The 19641-nt window shown below is 58.3% G+C and carries 19 protein-coding genes and 1 pseudogene; 14 read left to right on the forward strand and 6 right to left on the reverse strand.

Features of this window, described 5'->3' with window-relative positions:
* Positions 1–203: 203 nt before the first annotated feature.
* Positions 204–4100 (forward strand): phosphoribosylformylglycinamidine synthase, encoded by a 3897-nt coding sequence (gene purL, locus TU86_RS05445; RefSeq protein ID WP_048363279.1) that lies wholly within the window; start codon positions 204–206, stop codon positions 4098–4100.
* Between the two features lie 5 nt (positions 4101–4105).
* A complete protein-coding gene (locus TU86_RS05450; RefSeq protein ID WP_048363280.1) occupies positions 4106–4417 on the forward strand; it encodes a YqfO family protein in 312 nt (103 codons plus the stop codon).
* Between the two features lie 72 nt (positions 4418–4489).
* On the opposite strand, the gene TU86_RS05455 is transcribed toward TU86_RS05450, so the two are convergent.
* Together TU86_RS05455 and TU86_RS05460 are read right to left on the reverse strand one after the other, a co-directional pair.
* On the reverse strand, positions 4490–5056 hold the full coding sequence (locus TU86_RS05455; RefSeq protein ID WP_048363281.1) for a L,D-transpeptidase family protein: 567 nt from the start codon (positions 5054–5056) through the stop codon (positions 4490–4492).
* A gap of 41 nt (positions 5057–5097) precedes the next feature.
* Positions 5098–5655, reverse strand: coding sequence for an NUDIX hydrolase (locus TU86_RS05460; RefSeq protein WP_048363282.1), 558 nt, complete (start codon positions 5653–5655; stop codon positions 5098–5100).
* Positions 5656–5801: 146 nt separating this feature from the next.
* Between TU86_RS05460 and TU86_RS05465 the strand changes: the two genes are divergently transcribed.
* The 5 genes from TU86_RS05465 to purT all read left to right on the forward strand — a co-directional run bounded on the left by TU86_RS05465 (position 5802) and on the right by purT (position 9076).
* Positions 5802–6404 (forward strand): CoA pyrophosphatase, encoded by a 603-nt coding sequence (locus tag TU86_RS05465; protein ID WP_048363283.1) that lies wholly within the window; start codon positions 5802–5804, stop codon positions 6402–6404.
* A gap of 45 nt (positions 6405–6449) precedes the next feature.
* Complete coding sequence (locus TU86_RS05470; RefSeq protein ID WP_048363284.1) at positions 6450–6974, forward strand: gamma carbonic anhydrase family protein; 525 nt, start codon at positions 6450–6452, stop codon at positions 6972–6974.
* Positions 6971–7177, forward strand: coding sequence for a DUF1289 domain-containing protein (locus tag TU86_RS05475; protein ID WP_048363285.1), 207 nt, complete (start codon positions 6971–6973; stop codon positions 7175–7177). Before TU86_RS05470 ends, TU86_RS05475 begins: the two co-directional genes overlap by 4 nt.
* 153 nt (positions 7178–7330) lie before the next feature.
* Positions 7331–7795 (forward strand): 7-cyano-7-deazaguanine/7-aminomethyl-7-deazaguanine transporter, encoded by a 465-nt coding sequence (locus TU86_RS05480; protein WP_048363286.1) that lies wholly within the window; start codon positions 7331–7333, stop codon positions 7793–7795.
* A gap of 99 nt (positions 7796–7894) precedes the next feature.
* Positions 7895–9076, forward strand: coding sequence for a formate-dependent phosphoribosylglycinamide formyltransferase (gene purT, locus TU86_RS05485; protein WP_048363287.1), 1182 nt, complete (start codon positions 7895–7897; stop codon positions 9074–9076).
* Positions 9077–9144: 68 nt separating this feature from the next.
* Here purT and TU86_RS05490 read toward each other — a convergent pair whose 3' ends face one another.
* The 3 genes and pseudogenes from TU86_RS05490 to TU86_RS05505 form a co-directional block, all read right to left on the reverse strand.
* A complete protein-coding gene (locus TU86_RS05490) occupies positions 9145–10461 on the reverse strand; it encodes an MFS transporter (RefSeq protein WP_048363288.1) in 1317 nt (438 codons plus the stop codon).
* Between the two features lie 258 nt (positions 10462–10719).
* Positions 10720–11412: pseudogene (locus TU86_RS05500) on the reverse strand (transporter associated domain-containing protein); the annotation flags it as partial.
* Positions 11413–11610: 198 nt separating this feature from the next.
* Positions 11611–12423, reverse strand: a complete 813-nt coding sequence (locus TU86_RS05505) for a cytochrome C assembly family protein (protein ID WP_048363291.1) — start codon at positions 12421–12423, stop codon at positions 11611–11613.
* A gap of 208 nt (positions 12424–12631) precedes the next feature.
* Here TU86_RS05505 and ffh point away from each other — a divergent pair, with 208 nt between their 5' ends.
* From ffh to TU86_RS05535, 6 genes are all read left to right on the forward strand, one after another.
* Positions 12632–14008 carry a signal recognition particle protein gene (ffh, locus tag TU86_RS05510; protein WP_048363292.1) on the forward strand — a complete coding sequence of 459 codons (1377 nt, stop codon included), beginning with the start codon at positions 12632–12634 and terminating at the stop codon, positions 14006–14008.
* 249 nt (positions 14009–14257) lie between these two features.
* On the forward strand, positions 14258–14509 hold the full coding sequence (rpsP, locus tag TU86_RS05515) for a 30S ribosomal protein S16 (protein ID WP_048363293.1): 252 nt from the start codon (positions 14258–14260) through the stop codon (positions 14507–14509).
* 5 nt (positions 14510–14514) lie between these two features.
* Positions 14515–15054 carry a ribosome maturation factor RimM gene (gene rimM, locus TU86_RS05520; protein ID WP_048363294.1) on the forward strand — a complete coding sequence of 180 codons (540 nt, stop codon included), beginning with the start codon at positions 14515–14517 and terminating at the stop codon, positions 15052–15054.
* Positions 15055–15056: 2 nt separating this feature from the next.
* Complete coding sequence (gene trmD, locus TU86_RS05525; RefSeq protein WP_048363295.1) at positions 15057–15809, forward strand: tRNA (guanosine(37)-N1)-methyltransferase TrmD; 753 nt, start codon at positions 15057–15059, stop codon at positions 15807–15809.
* 45 nt (positions 15810–15854) lie between these two features.
* Positions 15855–16205 (forward strand): 50S ribosomal protein L19, encoded by a 351-nt coding sequence (gene rplS, locus TU86_RS05530; RefSeq protein WP_003440273.1) that lies wholly within the window; start codon positions 15855–15857, stop codon positions 16203–16205.
* Between the two features lie 97 nt (positions 16206–16302).
* Positions 16303–16716: an acyl-CoA thioesterase gene (locus tag TU86_RS05535; RefSeq protein WP_048363296.1), complete on the forward strand. Its 414-nt coding sequence runs from the start codon at positions 16303–16305 to the stop codon at positions 16714–16716.
* 41 nt (positions 16717–16757) lie between these two features.
* On the opposite strand, the gene TU86_RS05540 is transcribed toward TU86_RS05535, so the two are convergent.
* Entirely contained in the window at positions 16758–18563 is a 1806-nt protein-coding gene (locus TU86_RS05540; RefSeq protein ID WP_048363297.1) for a cation:proton antiporter, read from the reverse strand.
* Positions 18564–18696: 133 nt separating this feature from the next.
* On the opposite strand from TU86_RS05540, the gene xerD reads away from it, so the two are divergent.
* Complete coding sequence (gene xerD / locus TU86_RS05545; protein WP_048363298.1) at positions 18697–19593, forward strand: site-specific tyrosine recombinase XerD; 897 nt, start codon at positions 18697–18699, stop codon at positions 19591–19593.
* The last annotated feature ends 48 nt before the right edge of the window (positions 19594–19641 follow it).

Here is a 19641-nt window from a genome sequence, read left to right on the forward strand (position 1 = left end):
AACCCTTGTGAAATGGGCCTTTTAGGGTTCTTCAAAGACCCAAACAGACTTGGCCTGGGGACGCTGATAGCCATAAAGAATAAGGCCCTGATCGATTAACGACGTTTGACGTGCGCAAGGTGTGCCGTTTCGGGTGCCGAGACCAAAGGTTTACGTTAGAATGCCGGGCCTCAAAGCACACCCCTCCCGAGGCTGTCCCGAAGATGTTGATCCTGCGCGGCGCTCCTGCCCTATCTGCCTTTCGCCACAACAAACTTCTCGCACAACTGAGCCAAAAGGTTCCAGCTGTCAGTGGCTTGTACGCTGAATTCGCCCACTTCGCCGATGTTACTGGTGAGTTGACCCGCGATGAGCAATTGGTACTGGCTCGTCTCCTGAAGTACGGTCCAAGTGTGCCGGTCCAAGAGCCGAGCGGCCGACTGTTCCTGGTGTTGCCGCGGTTTGGCACCATCTCCCCTTGGTCGAGCAAGGCCAGCGACATTGCCCGTAACTGTGGCCTGGCTAAAATCCAGCGCCTGGAGCGTGGCATTGCGTTCTATGTGGCAGGTCAATTCAGCGACGCTGAAGCCGAGCTGATTGGCGCGACCTTGCACGACCGCATGACGCAAATTGTGTTGGGCGATCTGGAGCAGGCGGCTGGTTTGTTCAGCCACGCCGAACCCAAGCCGCTGACCGCGATTGATGTGTTGGGTGGTGGTCGTGCTGCGCTGGAAAAAGCCAACGTCGAGTTGGGTCTTGCGCTGGCAGATGACGAAATCGACTATCTGGTCAATGCTTTCAACGGTTTGGGTCGTAACCCGCACGACATCGAGCTGATGATGTTTGCCCAGGCCAACTCCGAGCATTGCCGCCACAAGATCTTCAACGCCAGTTGGGACATCGACGGCCAAAATCAGGAAAAAAGCCTGTTTGGCATGATCAAAAACACCTACGTGATGCACAGCGAAGGTGTGTTGTCGGCCTATAAAGACAACGCTTCGGTGATTGTCGGCAGCGTGGCCGGTCGTTTCTTCCCCAACCCTGACACCCGCCAATACGGCGCGGTACAAGAGCCGGTGCACATCTTGATGAAAGTCGAGACGCACAACCACCCGACCGCCATTGCCCCGTTTCCGGGTGCGGCGACCGGTTCTGGCGGCGAAATCCGCGATGAAGGCGCAACAGGGCGTGGTGCCAAGCCCAAAGCGGGCCTTACCGGTTTTACCGTGTCCAACCTGCAAATTCCGGGCTTCGTACAGCCGTGGGAAGTGCCGTACGGCAAGCCTGAGCGCATTGTGACCGCGCTCGACATCATGATCGAAGGCCCGCTGGGCGGCGCCGCGTTCAACAACGAGTTCGGTCGTCCGGCCCTGACCGGCTACTTCCGTACCTTTGAGCAGTCCATCACCACCCCGCATGGCGACGAAGTGCGCGGCTATCACAAGCCGATCATGTTGGCGGGCGGCATGGGCAACATCCGCGCCGAGCACGTACAGAAAGCCGAGATCACGGTCGGCTCCAAGCTGATCGTGCTGGGCGGCCCGGCGATGTTGATCGGTCTGGGCGGCGGTGCCGCTTCCTCTATGGCGACGGGCGCAAGCTCGGCTGACCTGGACTTCGCTTCGGTACAGCGCGAAAACCCGGAAATGGAGCGTCGTTGCCAGGAAGTGATCGACCGTTGCTGGCAGTTGGGTGACAAAAACCCGATCAGCTTCATCCACGACGTGGGTGCAGGCGGCCTGTCCAATGCCTTCCCCGAGCTGGTAAATGACGGCGAGCGTGGTGGTCGCTTCGAACTGCGCAACATTCCAAACGACGAGCCGGGCATGGCCCCGCACGAAATCTGGAGCAACGAATCCCAGGAACGTTACGTCCTGGCAGTGGGCGTAGAAGATTTCGAGCGCTTCCAGGCCATTTGCGAACGTGAACGTTGCCCGTTTGCCGTGGTCGGTGAGGCTACGGCTGAACCGCAACTGACGGTCACCGACAGCCACTTCGGCAACAACCCGGTGGACATGCCACTGGAAGTGTTGCTGGGCAAAGCACCGCGCATGCACCGTTCGGCCGTGCGTGAAGCGGAGTTGGGCGATGATTTCGATCCTGCAACGCTGAGCATCGCCGAGTGCGTTGAGCGCGTGCTGTATCACCCGGCCGTTGCCAGCAAAAGCTTCCTGATCACCATTGGCGACCGCACCATCACCGGCCTGGTTGCTCGCGACCAAATGGTTGGCCCGTGGCAAGTGCCCGTGGCTGACGTGGCCGTGACCGCCACCAGCTTTGACGTTTACACCGGTGAAGCGATGGCGATGGGCGAGCGCACTCCGCTGGCTCTGCTGGATGCTCCGGCATCGGGCCGTATGGCCATCGGCGAAACCCTGACCAACATTGCCGCGTCGCGCATCGGCAAGCTGTCTGACATCAAAATGTCGGCCAACTGGATGTCCGCTGCGGGTCATCCCGGTGAAGACGCGCGCCTGTTCGACACAGTCAAAGCGGTCGGCATGGAACTGTGCCCAGAGTTGGGCATCACCATTCCAGTGGGCAAAGACTCGATGTCGATGCAAACCCGCTGGAGCGAAGAGGGCGCCGACAAGAGCGTCACCTCGCCGTTGTCGCTGATCGTGACCGGTTTCGCCCCCGTGGTGGATATCCGTCAAACCCTGACCCCTGAACTGCGCATGGACAAGGGGCTGACCGATCTGATCCTGATCGATCTGGGCCGTGGCCAAAACCGTATGGGGGCCTCCATCCTGGCGCAAACCTACGGCAAGCTGGGCAAGCAGGCGCCAGACGTCGATGACGCAGAAGACCTCAAAGCCTTCTTCGCCGTGATTCAGGGGCTGAACGCGGACGGTCACTTGCTGGCCTACCACGACCGTTCCGACGGTGGTTTGATGACCAGCGTGCTGGAGATGGCTTTTGCCGGTCACTGTGGCCTGAGCTTGACGCTCGATTGCCTGACCCAAAACGCCAGCGAAATCCCGGCCATCCTGTTCAACGAAGAGCTTGGTGCCGTGATTCAAGTGCGTCAGGACGCTACGGCCGAAATTCTGGCCCAGTTCAGCGTGGCAGGCCTGGGTGAGTGCGTGGCCGTGATTGGCCAGCCGTTGAACAACAGCGAAGTGACCATCAGCCTCAAAGGCGAAACCGTCTTTGAAGGTCAGCGTGGCGCGTTGCAGCGTCAGTGGGCGCAGACCAGCTACCAGATCCAGCGTCTGCGTGATAACGCCGACTGTGCGGATCAGGAATTCGACGTGTTGCTGGAAGAAGACAATCCGGGCCTGAGCGTCAAGCTGGGCTTTGACGTCAACCACAACATCAGTGCGCCGTACATCAAAAAAGGCATTCGCCCGCAAGTGGCTGTACTGCGCGAGCAGGGCGTCAACGGTCAGGTTGAAATGGCGGCGGCGTTTGACCGTGCCGGTTTCAACGCGATCGACGTGCACATGAGCGACATTCTGGCCGGCCGTGTCGACCTGAACGAGTTCAAGGGCATGGTGGCTTGCGGTGGTTTCTCTTACGGCGACGTGCTGGGTGCCGGTGAAGGCTGGGCCAAGTCAGCACTGTTCAACACCCGTGCCCGCGATGCGTTCCAGAGCTTCTTCGAACGCTCCGACAGCTTCTCGCTGGGTGTGTGCAACGGTTGCCAGATGATGTCCAACCTGAGCGAACTGATTCCGGGCAGCGAGTTGTGGCCACACTTTGTGCGCAACCGTTCCGAGCAGTTCGAAGCGCGTGTGGCAATGGTGCAAGTGCAGGAGTCGAACTCGATCTTCCTGCAAGGCATGGCCGGTTCGCGCATGCCAATCGCTATCGCGCACGGTGAAGGCCATGCCGAGTTCGCCAGCGAAGAAGCCTTGCTGCAAGCCGACTTGTCCGGTTCGGTGGCGCTGCGTTTCGTCGACAACCACGGCAAAGTGACTGAAAACTACCCGGCCAACCCGAACGGTTCGCCGCGCGGGATTACCGGTCTGACCAGTCGTGACGGCCGTGTGACCATCATGATGCCGCACCCGGAGCGGGTATTCCGCGCCGTGCAGAACTCGTGGCGTCCCGAGGAGTGGAACGAAGATGCGCCGTGGTTGCGCATGTTCCGTAACGCTCGCGTCTGGGTGGATTAAGCGCGATGTACAAGCTCAGCTTTTTCGTGCCGCCCAGCCATGTCGACGGGGTCAAGGACGCCGTCTTTGCTGCCGGTGGCGGTCGAATCGGCCAGTACGATCACTGCGCCTGGCAGACCATGGGCCAAGGCCAGTTTCGTGCGCTGGACGGCAGTCAGCCGTTTATCGGGCAAACCGGCCAGGTTGAGTATGTGGGGGAGTGGAAAGTTGAGCTGGTCGTTGCCGATGATCTGATTCAAGCCGTGGTGGCTGCGCTCAAGCTCAGCCACCCGTACGAAACACCGGCGTATGAAGTGTGGCGCCTGGCTGATTTCTAGCCCTTTGCCATGCCAAAAGCCCGCTGAACCGGTAACGGTCAGCGGGCTTTTTGCTGTCGGCGGATTCAGCTGTTAAGGGCGAATCTCAACCATCGTGCCGTCTTTGGTGAGGTTCCACACTTCGCGCATTTCGACATTTTTCATGGCGATGCAGCCATCGGTCCAGTCCAGCGTGTGGAACAGGTTTTCCGGGTTTTCTTCGGTGTCGGGCGTGCCGTGGATCATGATCATCGAGCCGGGGCTTACACCTTCACGGCGTGCGTGGGCAGCATCGCTGATGTTGGGATACGAGATGTGCATCGCAAGGTTGAACTTCTCGCTTTTTTTGCGCCAGTCGACCCAGTACAGCCCCTCTGGGGTGCGTTTGTCCCCCTCGCGGGTTTTCGGCCCTTTAGGCTGCTTGCCCAGCGAGATGCGGTAAGTCTTGATCGGCTTGCCGTCGCTGATCAGCTGCAACTGGCGCGCTGACTTGAGCACGAGGATTTTCTCCACCGGCTTGCTGCCACGGGTGGGCTGAGCCGTATGAACCGGCTTTATGACCGCATTTTTATCGACAGGTTTGCCGTTGATCGTGACGACAACAGCGGCTTGGCACGTAACAGCGAATGAGAGGCAAAGGGCGGCGAACAACCAGCGCATGGAGCGGTATCCCTAAAGGTACAAATGGGTGACGGGCGTCGTTATTGTTGGGGCTTGGCCAAACCGGCCAAAGGTGCAACGGCTTCGCTGCGCACGGGGTAAACCTGGTTCGGGCGGTCAGCGAAAAAGCATTCTAAGGTACGACTGACCGTGCGAAAAGCCAGCTCGGACCAAGGGATGTCGGCTTCATCAAACAACCGCACGTCAAGGCTCTCTTCACCGGCCGCATAGTGTGGGTTCAGCATTTGGGCACGGTAGAAAATATGCACCTGATTGATGTGCGGCACATCAATCAGGGTATAGATGCTCAGGTTGGCCACTTCGGCACAGGCTTCTTCGCGGGTTTCGCGTTGGGCGGCCTGTTCGACGGTTTCGCCATTCTCCATAAAGCCTGCGGGCAGGGTCCAATAGCCCTTGCGTGGCTCGATTGCACGTCGGCACAGCAACACCTGCGTGCCCCAGGTCGCGACGCAACCGGCGACGATATTCGGGTTTTGATAGTGAATGACCTGGCAGTGGTCACACACATACCGCAGGCGCGAGTCACCCTGCGGGATGTGCTGGCTGACGGAATGACCACACTGGCTGCAAAATTTCATGCTGTGCTCTCTGTTGTGGCGCCTATCTTGGGGGCTGAAGCAGGGCCTGGGCAAGTGCTGCATCGCGACACTGCGACAGTGTGGGGCTTGGGTGCTCCGGGTGATTTGGTGCATGATGCCCGATAAGTGACGGATCGAGATGACCTATGCTGGACGAGCTGCTTGGCCGCGTGCGCCGCTATACCCCGCGAACGCTGGTAACAGAGCGTAGTTTCCCCGAAGCTGCGGTATTGCTGCCAGTGACCCGCAATGACAAGCCCGAACTGATTTTGACCTTGCGCGCCAGCGGGTTGTCGACCCATGGTGGCGAGGTGGCATTTCCCGGTGGCCGGCGTGACCCCGAAGACCTGGACCTCGTATTCACCGCCCTGCGTGAAGCCGAAGAAGAAATCGGCCTGCCGCCGGGTTTGGTCGAAGTTATCGGCCCGCTCAGTCCCTTGATTTCCCTGCATGGCATCCGCGTCACGCCCTATGTTGGCGTGGTGCCCGATTACGTCGAATACCTGGCCAACGATGCCGAAATTGCCGCTGTGTTCAGTGTGCCGCTGGATTTCTTTCGCCAGGACCCGCGTGAGCATACCCACCGTATCGATTACCAGGGCCGCAGTTGGTACGTGCCGAGCTACCGTTTTAGCGATTACAAGATCTGGGGGCTGACGGCAATCATGATCGTTGAACTGATGAACCTGCTTTACGACGACGTGAATATCAACCTGCACACCCCGCCGGAACGTTTTATCAATATCTAGAGCCTTCTATAGAAAGAAGGTCACGCCTGCCTTGAGGACATTCGCATGAAATACCGTTTGGGCGACTCGTTCGTCGACACCCACCCCGACAGCTGGACCGCGCCCAATGCCACCCTGATCGGTAAGGTCCGGCTGGAAGAAGGTGCCAGTGTATGGTTCAACGCGGTGTTGCGCGGCGACAACGAGCTGATCCTGATCGGTAAACACAGCAACGTACAGGACGGCGCGGTGATGCACACCGACATGGGCTATCCGCTGACGCTGGGCACGGGCGTGACCATCGGTCACAACGCCATGTTGCATGGTTGCACCGTGGGCGATTACAGCCTGATAGGCATCAACGCGGTGATTCTCAACGGCGCACACATCGGTAAGCACTGCATCATCGGCGCTAATTCGCTGATTGGTGAAGGCAAGGTCATCCCTGACGGTTCACTGGTCATGGGTTCACCGGGCAAGGTGGTTCGCGACCTGACGGATGAGCAGAAAAAACTGCTTGAAGCCAGCGCTGCGCACTATGTGCAGAACGGCCAGCGCTATGCCCGCGATCTTGAAGAGCAGCCATCGTGAGCGAGCCGGAGCGCCCGGTCGCATCCCCCTGCGTCAATATCTGCGCATTGGACGAGGCGGACATCTGCACCGGCTGTCAGCGCAGCGTGGCCGAAATCACCCGCTGGAGCCGCATGACCAACCCTGAACGGCGCGAAGTGCTGGCGTTGTGTAATGAGCGTGCTGCGTCCAGCGGGGTGGTGTGGCTGCTGGGCAGTGCGTAATGCTTTTGGAGTCGCTGCCGCAGGCTGCGAAGGGTTGCACACCCCGTTGACTTGACGTCTGCATGGGCCTTGTCGCAGCCTGCGGCAGCGACTACACAGTTGTGATTGACTCAAGTACCCTGTGCGCCTTATTCACAGGTGCTGCCCGTTCCCATGCTGTTTCTTATCGCTTATATCGCCAGCGTCGTACTGATCAACTACGCGTTTTCTACCGCCCCGCATCTGGACATCATCTGGTCGGCCTGGGGCGGGCTGGTATTCGTGTTGCGCGACATGGTGCAAATCCGCTTTGGCCACGGCGCCATTGTGGCCATGCTCGCGGCGCTGGTGCTGTCGTATGTGACCTCAGACCCTTCGATTGCCCTGGCCAGCGCCACCGCCTTTGCGGTGTCCGAATGCATTGACTGGCTGGTGTTCAGTATCACCAAGCGCCCGCTGCAAGACCGCTTGTGGATCAGTTCGGCGCTGAGTATTCCGATTGATACCTTCATCTTCTTCGGCATGATCGACGCCTTCACCCCCGGCGTGATCCTCACCGCGATGGGTTCAAAGTTCGCCGGTGTGACCTGCGTGTGGTTGGCGATGGCCTGGCGTTTGCGCAAAGCCGCGGCTCAATAAGGTCACGCGCCCCAGATCATGTAAAATGCCGGCCTTTCTCCCCCAGCAGGCGCTGGCCTGGCGAGCGCCTTCGATGATTTGTTTCCTTGAGGACCTGAAATGACCCGTATCGGAACTCCACTGTCGCCGACCGCGACCCGCGTATTGCTGTGTGGCTGCGGCGAGCTGGGTAAAGAAGTCGTCATCGAATTGCAGCGTTTGGGTGTCGAAGTGATCGCCGTAGATCGCTACGCCAATGCACCGGCCATGCAAGTTGCGCATCGCAGTCACGTGATCAACATGCTGGATGGTGCGGCGTTGCGCGCCGTGATCGAAGCTGAAAAGCCGCACTTCATCGTGCCGGAAATCGAAGCCATCGCCACCGCCACGCTGGTTGAGCTGGAAGCCGAAGGCTTCACCGTGATCCCGACCGCGCGTGCCACGTCCTTGACCATGAACCGTGAAGGCATTCGTCGCCTGGCGGCAGAAGAGCTGGACCTGCCCACTTCGCCTTATCACTTTGCCGACACGTTCGAGGAGTACAGCCGTGCTGTGCAAGACCTCGGCTTCCCGTGTGTCGTCAAACCGGTGATGAGTTCGTCGGGCAAAGGCCAAAGCCTGTTGCGCGGTGCCGATGACGTGCAAACAGCCTGGGACTACGCGCAAGAAGGCGGCCGCGCCGGTAAAGGCCGGGTCATCATCGAAGGCTTCATCGACTTCGATTACGAAATCACCTTGCTCACGGTGCGCCATGTCGGCGGCACAACGTTCTGCGCGCCGGTAGGTCATCGTCAGGAGAAGGGCGATTACCAGGAATCATGGCAGCCACAGGCCATGAGCCCGATTGCACTGGCTGAATCCGAGCGCGTGGCCAAGTCGGTGACTGAGGCGTTGGGCGGGCGCGGCCTGTTTGGTGTCGAACTGTTTATCAAAGGCGATCAAGTGTGGTTCAGCGAAGTCTCGCCGCGCCCGCATGACACGGGTTTGGTGACGTTGATTTCGCAGGACTTGTCGCAGTTTGCGCTGCATGCCCGCGCGATTCTCGGCCTGCCGATTCCCTTGATTCGTCAGTTTGGGCCATCGGCCTCGGCGGTGATTTTGGTGGAAGGGCAGTCGACCCAGACCGCCTTCGCCAACCTGGGTGCTGCGTTGAGTGAGCCGGACACGGCTTTGCGCCTATTTGGCAAACCTGAAGTCAATGGTCAGCGCCGCATGGGCGTGGCCCTGGCGCGTGACGAGTCGATTGAAGCGGCTCGCGCCAAAGCGACTCGTGCTGCCAAAGCGGTCGTCGTCGAGCTGTAAACAGTTGGAAGTTTCCGCAGGCTGCGATCTTTTAGATCAAAAAACGCAGCCTGCGGGATATAGCTTTTTTACCCGACCTTGTTCAGGTCAGCCTCTCTGGTTTCCTTCAAGCACAGCACGGCGATCAAACTGAGTATCGCCGCGCCTGACACGTAGCCGCCCACCCAGCTCAAACCGCCCATGCTTACCAGCTTTTGGGCGAAGAAGGGTGCGGCTGACGCGCCGACAATGCCGCCCAGATTGTAGGCAGCCGAGGCGCCGGTATACCGCACGCGCGTTGGAAACAGCTCAGGCAGCAGCGCGCCCATCGGTGCAAACGTCACGCCCATCAGAAACAGTTCGATGCACAAGAACAGCGCCACGCCCCAGGTCGTGCCGTGGGTGAGCAGCGGTTCCATCAAAAAACCTGACGCGATCGCCAGCACGCCGCCCACGATCAGCACCGGTTTGCGCCCATAACGGTCACTGGCCCATGCAGAAAGGGGTGTTGCAGCGGCCATGAACAGCACGGCAAAGCACAGCAGCCCGAGGAAAGTCTCGCGGGTATAGCCCAGCGTGGACACGCCGTAACTCAGCGAAAACACGGTTGAGATATAAAACAGCGCGTAGCACACCACCATCGAGGCGGCGCCCAGCAGCATCGGTGCCCAGTAGTTGCTTAACAGTTCAACGATCGGCATTTTCACCCGTTCGTGTTGCGCCACGGCTTTGGCGAACACCGGGGTCTCTTCGAGTTTGAGCCGCACATATAAACCGACCATGACCAAGGCTGCGCTGAGCAGGAACGGAATCCGCCAGCCCCATGAGCGAAACTGTTCATCGCTTAGGGTCATTGCCAGCATCAAGAACAACCCGTTGGCCGCCAGAAAGCCAATTGAGGGCCCCAATTGCGGAAACATTCCGAACCAGGCGCGCTTGCCTTTCGGTGCGTTCTCGGTGGCCAGCAACGCTGCGCCGCCCCATTCCCCGCCCAAGCCTAGGCCCTGCCCGAAACGCAGCACGCACAGCAGAATAGGTGCCCAGGCACCGATTGTGGCGTAGCCCGGTAGCACGCCAATCAGCGTGGTACACACGCCCATCAACAGCAGCGATGCCACCAGCGTGGATTTGCGCCCAATGCGGTCGCCATAGTGGCCAAACACAAAGGAGCCGAGCGGGCGGGCGAGGAAGGCAATGCCGAACGTCAGAAACGCCGACAGCATTTGCGCGGTGCCAGAGGTTTGCGGGAAGAAAACCGGGCCGATGACCAGCGCTGCGGCGGTGGCATACACGTAGAAATCGTAGAACTCGATGGCCGTCCCGATAAAGCTGGCAGTGGCCACGCGGGAGGCCGAGTTAACCGGTTTATCGCACGAGGCTTCGCTGAACGTAGTGGTTGTGGTCATGTGCATATCCCTGACAGTTATGTGCCCGTGGCGTTATCTGCCGGTGAGGCCAGACAAGGCTGAGCGATTTTTTATGGTCATTGGCCCTGAGGGATACCAGGGTGCAAGCGCCGCTCGGGATGGGAGCGTGCGCAGGTACAGCCAGCAGCGGCAGGCCGACGACGCTGAGTGCGGGTAGCACGCGTGTCGGCCAGGCTTGGGTAAGCGGGAGTGATTATAGGGAGCGGCGGTGGGGTGGAACAAGCTGCGCGGCTGGGATCAGGCCGCAGGCTTGACGCTGTTGTGCCAGATCAGTACGCGGCTGACACGGTTTTCTTCGGTCTCTAGAATTTCCAGTCTGTAACGACCGATTTTCAGGCACACCGTGGTTTCGGGGATGGTTTCCAGTGCTTCAGTGACTAGGCCGTTCAAGGTTTTCGGGCCATCGCAAGGCAGTTGCCAGCCCAGGCTTTTGTTCAACTCGCGGATGGACGCGGCGCCATCCACCACGTAACGGCCGTCGGGCAGTGGTTCTACGTGCGGATTGTCGGCGTTTTGCTCGTCTTCAAACTCACCGACGATCTCTTCAAGAATGTCCTCAAGGGTCACGATGCCCAGCACTTCGCCGTACTCATCCACCACGATGCCGATGCGCCGCTGCTGTTTATGAAAGTTGAGCAGCTGTAATTGCAGCGGGGTGCTTTCAGGAATGAAGTAGGGTTCGTGGCAGACGGCCAGAATCGCCTCTTTGGTCAAGCTGGCATCGGGCAGCATGTGCTGGATGTGGCGCGTATTGAGGATGGCTTCGACCTGATTGATGTCGTTGTGAAACACCGGCAGTCGCGTGCGCTTGGTCTGGCGCAGTTGTTCGATCAAGTCTTCGATCGAGTCGTCCAGGTTCAGGCCCTCGACTTCGCTGCGCGGGATAAGGATGTCGTTAACCGTGATGTTGTCCAGTGCATGAATGCCCGACAGCAGCTGTGGGCGGCTGCCAGGTTGTTCATTATCCTCAGCGGGCTGGGCGTTATGCGGCGGGTGGGCGTCGCCGCGTTGTGTCACGGCCTGAGGCTTGCGCGAAACAATCCCGATACAGAATCCCAGCCCTGCAAACACCAGCGCCAAGAGGGCGAGTAATGGCCCGGGGGGCAAGCTATCCATAATCAACGCCCGTCAGATATGCAGAATGTATTCACGAACCAACTTGCTGCCAAAGTAGGCCAGCATCAGCAGGCAGAACCCGGCAAACGTCCAGCGGATGGCTTTGTGGCCGCGCCAGCCAAGGTGATGACGGCCCCACAGCAGCACGCTGAAAACGATCCACGCCAGGCACGCCAGCAGGGTTTTATGCACCAGATGCTGGGCAAACAGGTTGCCCAAAAACAGCCAGCCCGAAATCAGTGACAGCGACAGTAATGCCCAGCCTGCCCACAAAAAGCCAAACAGCAGGCTCTCCATGGTTTGCAGCGGCGGGAAGTTCTTGATCAGGCCCTTGGGGTGTTTGTGTTTGAGCTGGTAGTTCTGCAATGACAGTAACAAGGCCTGGAACACCGCAATGGTGAACATTCCGTACGCCAGGATCGACAGCAGGATATGGGCCAGAATGCCGGGTTGTTCATTAATGACCTGTACGGTGCCGGGCGGGGCGAACTCGGACATCAGTACCGTGAGTGCCCCTAACGGGTATAACAGCAGCAACAGGTTCTCGACCGGGATACGCGCACACGCAACCAGCGTCACGCTGATGACGGCAACAGCAATCAGGCTGGCCGCGCTGAAAAAGTCCAGCTCAAGCCCGGCAGGAGTCATCAAATGGGTAAACAGGCTCGCAGCGTGGGCGAGGACGGCAAGGATGCCGAGCGTCACCAACAGACGATTGTTTGCCTTCGCGCCGTGGCGCAGGCAATTGCCTTGATAGAAGGTCGCAGCGGCGTATAAGCAGGCGGCGGCGAGGCTGGGGAGCAAACTCGGTGACAAGGGGAGCATAAATCCTGTTAGGCAAGCCCGAAAGGGCTGAGTTTGGCATACAACCGCCTGAACACGAAAGGCCACATAAGCTGACGGTAAGGTGTCCGCCGCGATCAGTCTTCGCTATAATCCGCGACCTGCCCACGCCGCAGGCTCGCCGAGCATCAGTTTTACACGGGCTGGGCCGCAATAACCCCGGTCTACTTTGGGCCTGAAAGGATCGCGCATGTTTGAAAATTTAACCGACCGTCTCTCGCAGACGCTGCGCCATGTCACCGGCAAGGCCAAGCTGACCGAGGACAATATCAAAGACACCCTGCGCGAAGTGCGCATGGCGTTGCTGGAAGCCGACGTGGCTTTGCCAGTGGTCAAAGACTTCGTCAACGCGGTCAAAGAGCGCGCTGTGGGCACAGAAGTGTCGCGCAGCCTGACGCCGGGCCAGGCGTTTGTGAAGATCGTCCAGGCTGAACTCGAAAGCCTGATGGGCGCTGCCAACGAGGATTTGATCCTCAACGTCACGCCTCCCGCTGTTATTTTGATGGCCGGTTTGCAGGGTGCGGGTAAAACCACCACCGCGGGCAAGCTGGCGCGCTTCCTTAAAGAGCGCAAAAAGAAAAGCGTCATGGTGGTTTCGGTAGACGTTTACCGTCCGGCGGCGATCAAACAGCTGGAAACCCTGGCGGGTGAAGTGGGCGTTACGTTCTTTGCGTCCGACATCAGCCAAAAGCCGGTTGCGATTGCGCTGGCGGCTATCAATGAAGCCAAGCTCAAGTTCATTGATGTCGTAATTGTCGATACCGCGGGTCGCCTGCACATCGACGCCGACATGATGGCCGAGATTCAAGCGCTGCACGCCGCGGTCAAACCGGCAGAAACCCTGTTTGTGGTTGACGCCATGACCGGTCAGGATGCCGCCAACACGGCCAAAGCCTTCGGTGACGCGCTGCCGCTGACCGGCGTGATCCTGACCAAGGTCGACGGTGATGCCCGTGGCGGTGCTGCACTGTCCGTGCGTGCAATCACGGGCAAGCCGATCAAGTTCCTCGGCATGGGCGAGAAGAGCGACGCGCTGGACCCGTTCCACCCGGACCGTATTGCGTCACGCATTTTGGGCATGGGCGATGTGCTCAGCCTTATCGAGCAGGCCGAACAGACCCTCGATAAAGACAAAGCCGACAAACTGGCCAAAAAGCTCAAGAAAGGTAAGGGCTTCGACCTCGAAGACTTCCGCGATCAGCTGCAACAGATGAAAAACATGGGCGGCCTGGGCGGTCTCATGGACAAACTGCCGAACATGGGTGGCGTGAATCTGGCGCAAATGGGCAATGCCCAGGGCGCAGCAGAGAAGCAGTTCAAGCAAATGGAAGCCATCATCAACTCCATGACCCCGGCCGAGCGCCGCGACCCTGACCTGATCAGCGGTTCGCGCAAACGCCGTATTGCCATGGGCTCCGGCACGCAAGTGCAGGACATCGGTCGCTTGATCAAGCAACACAAGCAGATGCAAAAGATGATGAAAAAGTTCTCGGCTAAAGGCGGCATGGCCAAAATGATGCGCGGCATGGGCTCGATGATGCCCGGCGGTGGCATGCCAAAAATGTAAATCACCTGCGCAAGCGCTTGCGTTTGCGCGGCTCGCAGCAATGCGAGACCCCCAGCAAACCCGCACAGTGCGGGAGCTGACCTGTCGCCATTCGTGGCGGCCTTATAGCAAATCTGGGTGTTATGCCAATAGGCGCCAGAAAAAGACATTTGCAAAAGTCCGGATATTCCTTAGAATATGCGGCCTTTCGGGCACCTATGCCCGCTGTGCATTTAGATTTGCAGCACCGACTACAGGAATGATGTTCACATGCTAACAATCCGTCTTGCCCTTGGCGGCTCCAAAAAGCGCCCGTTTTACCACTTGACCGTTACCGATAGCCGTAACCCACGTGACGGTTCCCACAAGGAACAAATTGGCTTCTTCAACCCGGTTGCCCGTGGTCAGGAAGTTCGTTTCTCCGTTAAAGAAGACCGTCTGGCTTACTGGTTGAGCGTTGGCGCAACTATGTCTGAGCGTGTTGCTCAGCTGGTTAAAGTAAATGCTAAGGCTGCGGCCTGAGCAATATGAGCGTGACGCCTGAAACTGCTGATGATTTGATCGTTATCGGCAAAATCTACTCGATTCACGGCGTACGCGGCGAAGTGAAGGTTTATTCCTTTACGGATCCAATTGATAACCTGTTGGACTACAAAAAGCTGACGCTTCGGCGCGGCAATGATGTACGACAGGCAGAGCTGGTCAGTGGCCGTTCTCATAACGGCAAGTTTCTGGTTGTAAAGCTCAAGGGTCTCGATGACCGTGACGAAGCGGGTCTTCTTCGCGAATTTGAAATCTGCGTGCCGCGTAACCTGTTTCCTGAACTGACCGACGGCGAGTACTACTGGTACCAGCTGCAGGGACTGAAAGTGACCAACCTTGAAGGGCAACTGCTCGGCAAGATTGTTGACCTGATGGAAACTGGCTCGAACGATGTCATGGAAGTCAAACCTTGCCCAGGAAGTCTGGATGATCGTGATCGCTTGTTGCCCTATACAGAGCAATGCGTGTTGAGCGTCGACCTGGCCGCCGGCGAGATGAAGGTGGATTGGGATGCGGATTTCTAAGCGTGGCTAAATTGCGCGTAGAAGTGATCAGTTTGTTTCCCGAAATGTTTTCTGCCATCAGCGACTACGGCATCACCAGTCGCGCGGTGAAACAAGGGCTGTTGCAGCTCACCTGTTGGAACCCGCGAGACTACACAACGGACCGACATCACACTGTGGACGATCGCCCATTTGGCGGTGGTCCGGGCATGGTGATGAAGATCAAGCCTCTGGAAGATGCGCTGGTTCAGGCCAGAAACGCAGCCGGAGAGGCGGCGAAGGTGATTTACCTGTCGCCCCAAGGCCGTCAACTGAATCAGTCGGCGGTACGCGAACTGGCGAATGAGGAAGCATTAATCCTCATTGCAGGTCGTTATGAAGGCATTGACGAGCGTTTTATAGACGCTCATGTCGATGAAGAGTGGTCAATTGGTGACTATGTATTGTCTGGCGGCGAGCTGCCAGCGATGGTGCTGATTGATGCGGTTACACGACTGCTGCCTGGAGCTTTAGGGCATGCGGACTCCGCCGAGGAAGATTCCTTTACGGATGGTCTGCTGGATTGCCCGCACTACACCCGACCGGAGGTGTATGCGGATCAGCGTGTTCCCGACGTATTGCTTAGTGGCAATCATGCACACATCCGGCGTTGGCGTTTACAGCAGTCCCTTGGGCGGACCTATGAACGACGCGCCGATCTTCTGGAAAGCCGCTCGCTTTCTGGAGAAGAGAAGAAGCTGCTCGAGGAATACATCCTCGCGCGGGACGATAGTTAACAACGTATCGATGGTAGATCCGACGATCTACCTTAGGAGCACAGCATGACTAACAAAATCATCCTTGCACTCGAAGCAGAGCAGATGACCAAAGAGATCCCTCCTTTTGCCCCGGGCGACACCATTGTCGTTCAGGTGAAAGTGAAGGAAGGCGATCGTTCGCGTCTGCAAGCTTTCGAAGGTGTAGTGATTGCCAAGCGTAACCGTGGCGTGAACAGTGCTTTCACTGTTCGTAAAATCTCCAACGGTGTTGGCGTAGAGCGTACTTTCCAGACCTACAGCCCGCAAATCGACAGCATGGCTGTTAAGCGTCGCGGTGACGTTCGTAAAGCCAAGCTGTACTACCTGCGTGACCTGTCCGGTAAAGCAGCTCGCATCAAGGAAAAACTGGCTTAAGTCCAGCTTCCCGATGCAGAAAAAAGCAGCCTTCGGGCTGCTTTTTTGTTGCTTGAGATTTGTCAGACCTTTGTCCAGTTGTAGGTAGTAAGCAAGCATGATTTCGCGTGAGCAAGAGATTCAACGCCGGACCGAACTGTCCGTTACCCGCATTACCAAAGCTGTATTCCCTTCGACCACCAACCACCACAACACCTTGTTTGGCGGTACTGCGCTGGCCTGGATGGACGAAGTGTCGTTCATTGCCGCGACCCGTTTCTGCCGGCTGCCGTTGGTGACCGTGTCCACCGATCCCATCAACTTCAACCACCCGATAGCGGCAGGTTCAATTGTGGAACTGGTGGGTCGGGTGGTGAAAGTCGGCAACACCAGCCTCAAGGTAGAAGTTGAAGTGTATGTAGAAAGCATGAGCTGCGATGGCCGTGAATTGGCGATCCAGGGCTTGTTCAGCTTCGTGGCGATTGATGACGACAAACGCCCGGTGCCCGTGTTGCCAGGGTTTGCGCAATAACGGTGTAGCAAGCGCGGTGCACGCCAGTGGGTGCATACTCGTTAGCGGCTACAGGGCTGTCTGATCAACGCCAGTAGCGTCCAGCCAGCGCTCGGCTTCAAGTCGCTGTCAGGTGTCACCACATGCACCCAGCCGGTTTTATCGCGTGCAAACAGCAATGTGGCACGCTCACCATGCAGCGCCTGATAGTCCTCCCACGTGAACGCGTCGGTGAGCAGTGTGCTGTAGATGTCAGCGCCCTGATTCAGGTCGCTCACCAACTGGCTGTAGGTCAGTGCCCGGTCCCCAAAGGCTTGCCCGCGATGTTCATGGCTGGCGCGATGTTTGTCGGTACGACGGCTTTCGTGATTGTTGGTCAGTGTATACAAGCGTTGAGGCCCAAATTCATGCCGAAAGCGTGTGGCAGCCAGTGCGTTGAGCTCACCCGATGGTGACAGCGCAAGCAGGTGGCCCAGGCCGACTAAATCCAGATGCGACTCGGCATGTTCCGACGCCGGGTTGCCAAAGTAAGTCGGCAGGTTGTCCATGCGTGCAGCGCGGATGTTTTCCCAGTTTGAATCCGTCAGCAGCACCCGGCTGCCCAGTTGGTGCAGCGCTTTGGCGATAAGACGGGCAGGGCCGTTGGCACCCACGATCAAAAAACCGCTGGGTGGCGGTTCAGCGACCTTGAGCAAGCGCGCAAGCGGTCGAGCGGTGGCGCTTTGTAACACCACGGTGCCGATGATCACGGCGAAGGTCAGAGGGACCAGCAGCAGGGCACCTTCATGCCCTGCTTCGTCCAGACGAATGGCAAAAATAGCTGACACTGCTGCGGCCACAATGCCGCGCGGTGCGATCCAGGCCAGCAAGGTGCGTTCGCGCCAGTTCAGCGTTGAGCCAAAGGTGCAAAGCAACACGTTCAGTGGCCGCGCGATGAACTGAATGATCAGCAGCAAGACCAGCACCGCCGGGCCAAGGCCGATCATTGCGTTCAGGTCCAGACGGGCGGCCAGTAATATGAACAGGCCCGAAATCAGAAAGATGCTGAGGTTTTCTTTGAAGTGCAGAATATTGCGCACATCAACCCCTTTCATGTTGGCCATCCACATGCCCATCAGCGTGACTGCCAGCAAGCCGGATTCATGCATCACCTGATTGGCCGCGATGAACACCGCCAATACCACCGCGAGCGTGGCGAGGCTATGCAGATATTCGGGCAGCCATTGCTTGCGCAATACGTGGCCAGAGGCCCAGCCGCCCACGATGCCAAACACACTGCCGCATACAATTACCCCGGCAAAGGTCAATAAACTGTGGCTCAGGCCGTCACCACTGGCGCTGGCAATGATGAAGCTGTAGACCACCACCGCGAGCAATGCACCAATCGGGTCGATGACGATCCCTTCCCAGCGCAAAATATTGGCAATTGATGCTTTGGGCCGTACTACGCGTAACATCGGCACAATCACGGTCGGCCCGGTCACCAGCGTCAGGGTGCCGAACAGCAAGGCCAGGAGCCAGTCAAAACCCAGCAGCCAATGCGTGGCGAGGGTAATCACAGCCCATGTCGACAGTGCGCCCACGGTGACTAGCCGATGTACGACGGTGCCGATTTCGCGCCACTCGGACAGGTGCAGCGTCAGGCTGCCTTCGAACAGAATCAGTGCCACTGCCAGTGATACCAAAGGCATCAGCAGGGGGCCAAACAGCTGTTGCGGGTTTAGCCAGCCCAATACCGGGCCGAGTAAAATCCCCGCCAGCAACAAAAACAAAATGGCGGGCAGCTTCAGCCGCCAGGCCAGCCATTGGCAGCCCAGTGCTGCGACCCCGATGCCACCGAACGTCAGCAGAATCTGTTGTTCATTCATAAAGGGTCCTTTGCGTGCCGAGTAAGTGGAGCTTTGTGTTTATGCCCAGAGCCGGCTATGAAAGACTAGCGGCCACTTTCACCGTTCACTTTTTATTTTTGCGTGGCCTTGTGGCTGTGCCTGTCGAGAACCGATGCCTGCTATAGATGACCCACTGATCGACCGCTTTCTGGATGCCTTGTGGCTGGAAAAAGGCCTGTCCGACAACACCCGTTACGCGTATCGCAGCGATTTGGCGTTATTCAATGGCTGGTTGCATGAGCGTGGCATTGAGTTGATTCATGCCGGGCGCGAGCTGATTCTCGATCACTTGGCGTGGCGCCTTGATCAGTTGTACAAACCCCGTTCAACAGCGCGGTTCTTGTCAGGTGCGCGTGGTTTTTATCGTTATCTGTTGCGTGAAAAGCTGATTGCGGTTGATCCAACCTTGCAAGTCGACATGCCGCAACTGGGACGGCCGCTGCCCAAATCGTTGTCAGAGGCAGACGTAGAAGCCTTGCTGACCGCACCTGATTTGAGTGAGGCCATCGGCCAGCGTGACCGCGCCATGCTGGAGGTGCTTTACGCATGCGGGCTGCGTGTGACAGAGCTGATCAGCCTGACACTGGAGCAGGTCAACTTGCGTCAGGGCGTATTGCGCGTCATGGGCAAGGGCAGCAAGGAGCGCTTGGTGCCGATGGGGGAGGAAGCGATCGTGTGGGTTGAGCGCTACATGCGCGATGCGCGGCATGAACTGTTAAATGGGCGGCCCAGCGACGTGTTGTTTCCCAGCCAGCGCGGTGAACAAATGACCCGTCAAACGTTCTGGCACCGCATCAAGCATCAAGCCCGCGTCGCAGGCATCGACAAGTCATTGTCACCGCACACCTTGCGTCATGCTTTCGCGACCCACCTGCTCAACCACGGAGCCGATCTGCGCGTGGTGCAGATGCTGCTCGGGCACAGCGATTTATCCACCACCCAGATTTACACCCATGTGGCGCGTGCTCGCCTGCAAGACCTGCATGCTCAACATCATCCGCGAGGCTAAGTTGTTTGCCGTGCTCTTGCGTTGGCCACAGTCGGCCTTGAAAGCCAT

This window comes from Pseudomonas weihenstephanensis (assembly GCF_001043055.1).
In the GTDB taxonomy this organism is placed as follows: domain Bacteria; phylum Pseudomonadota; class Gammaproteobacteria; order Pseudomonadales; family Pseudomonadaceae; genus Aquipseudomonas; species Aquipseudomonas weihenstephanensis.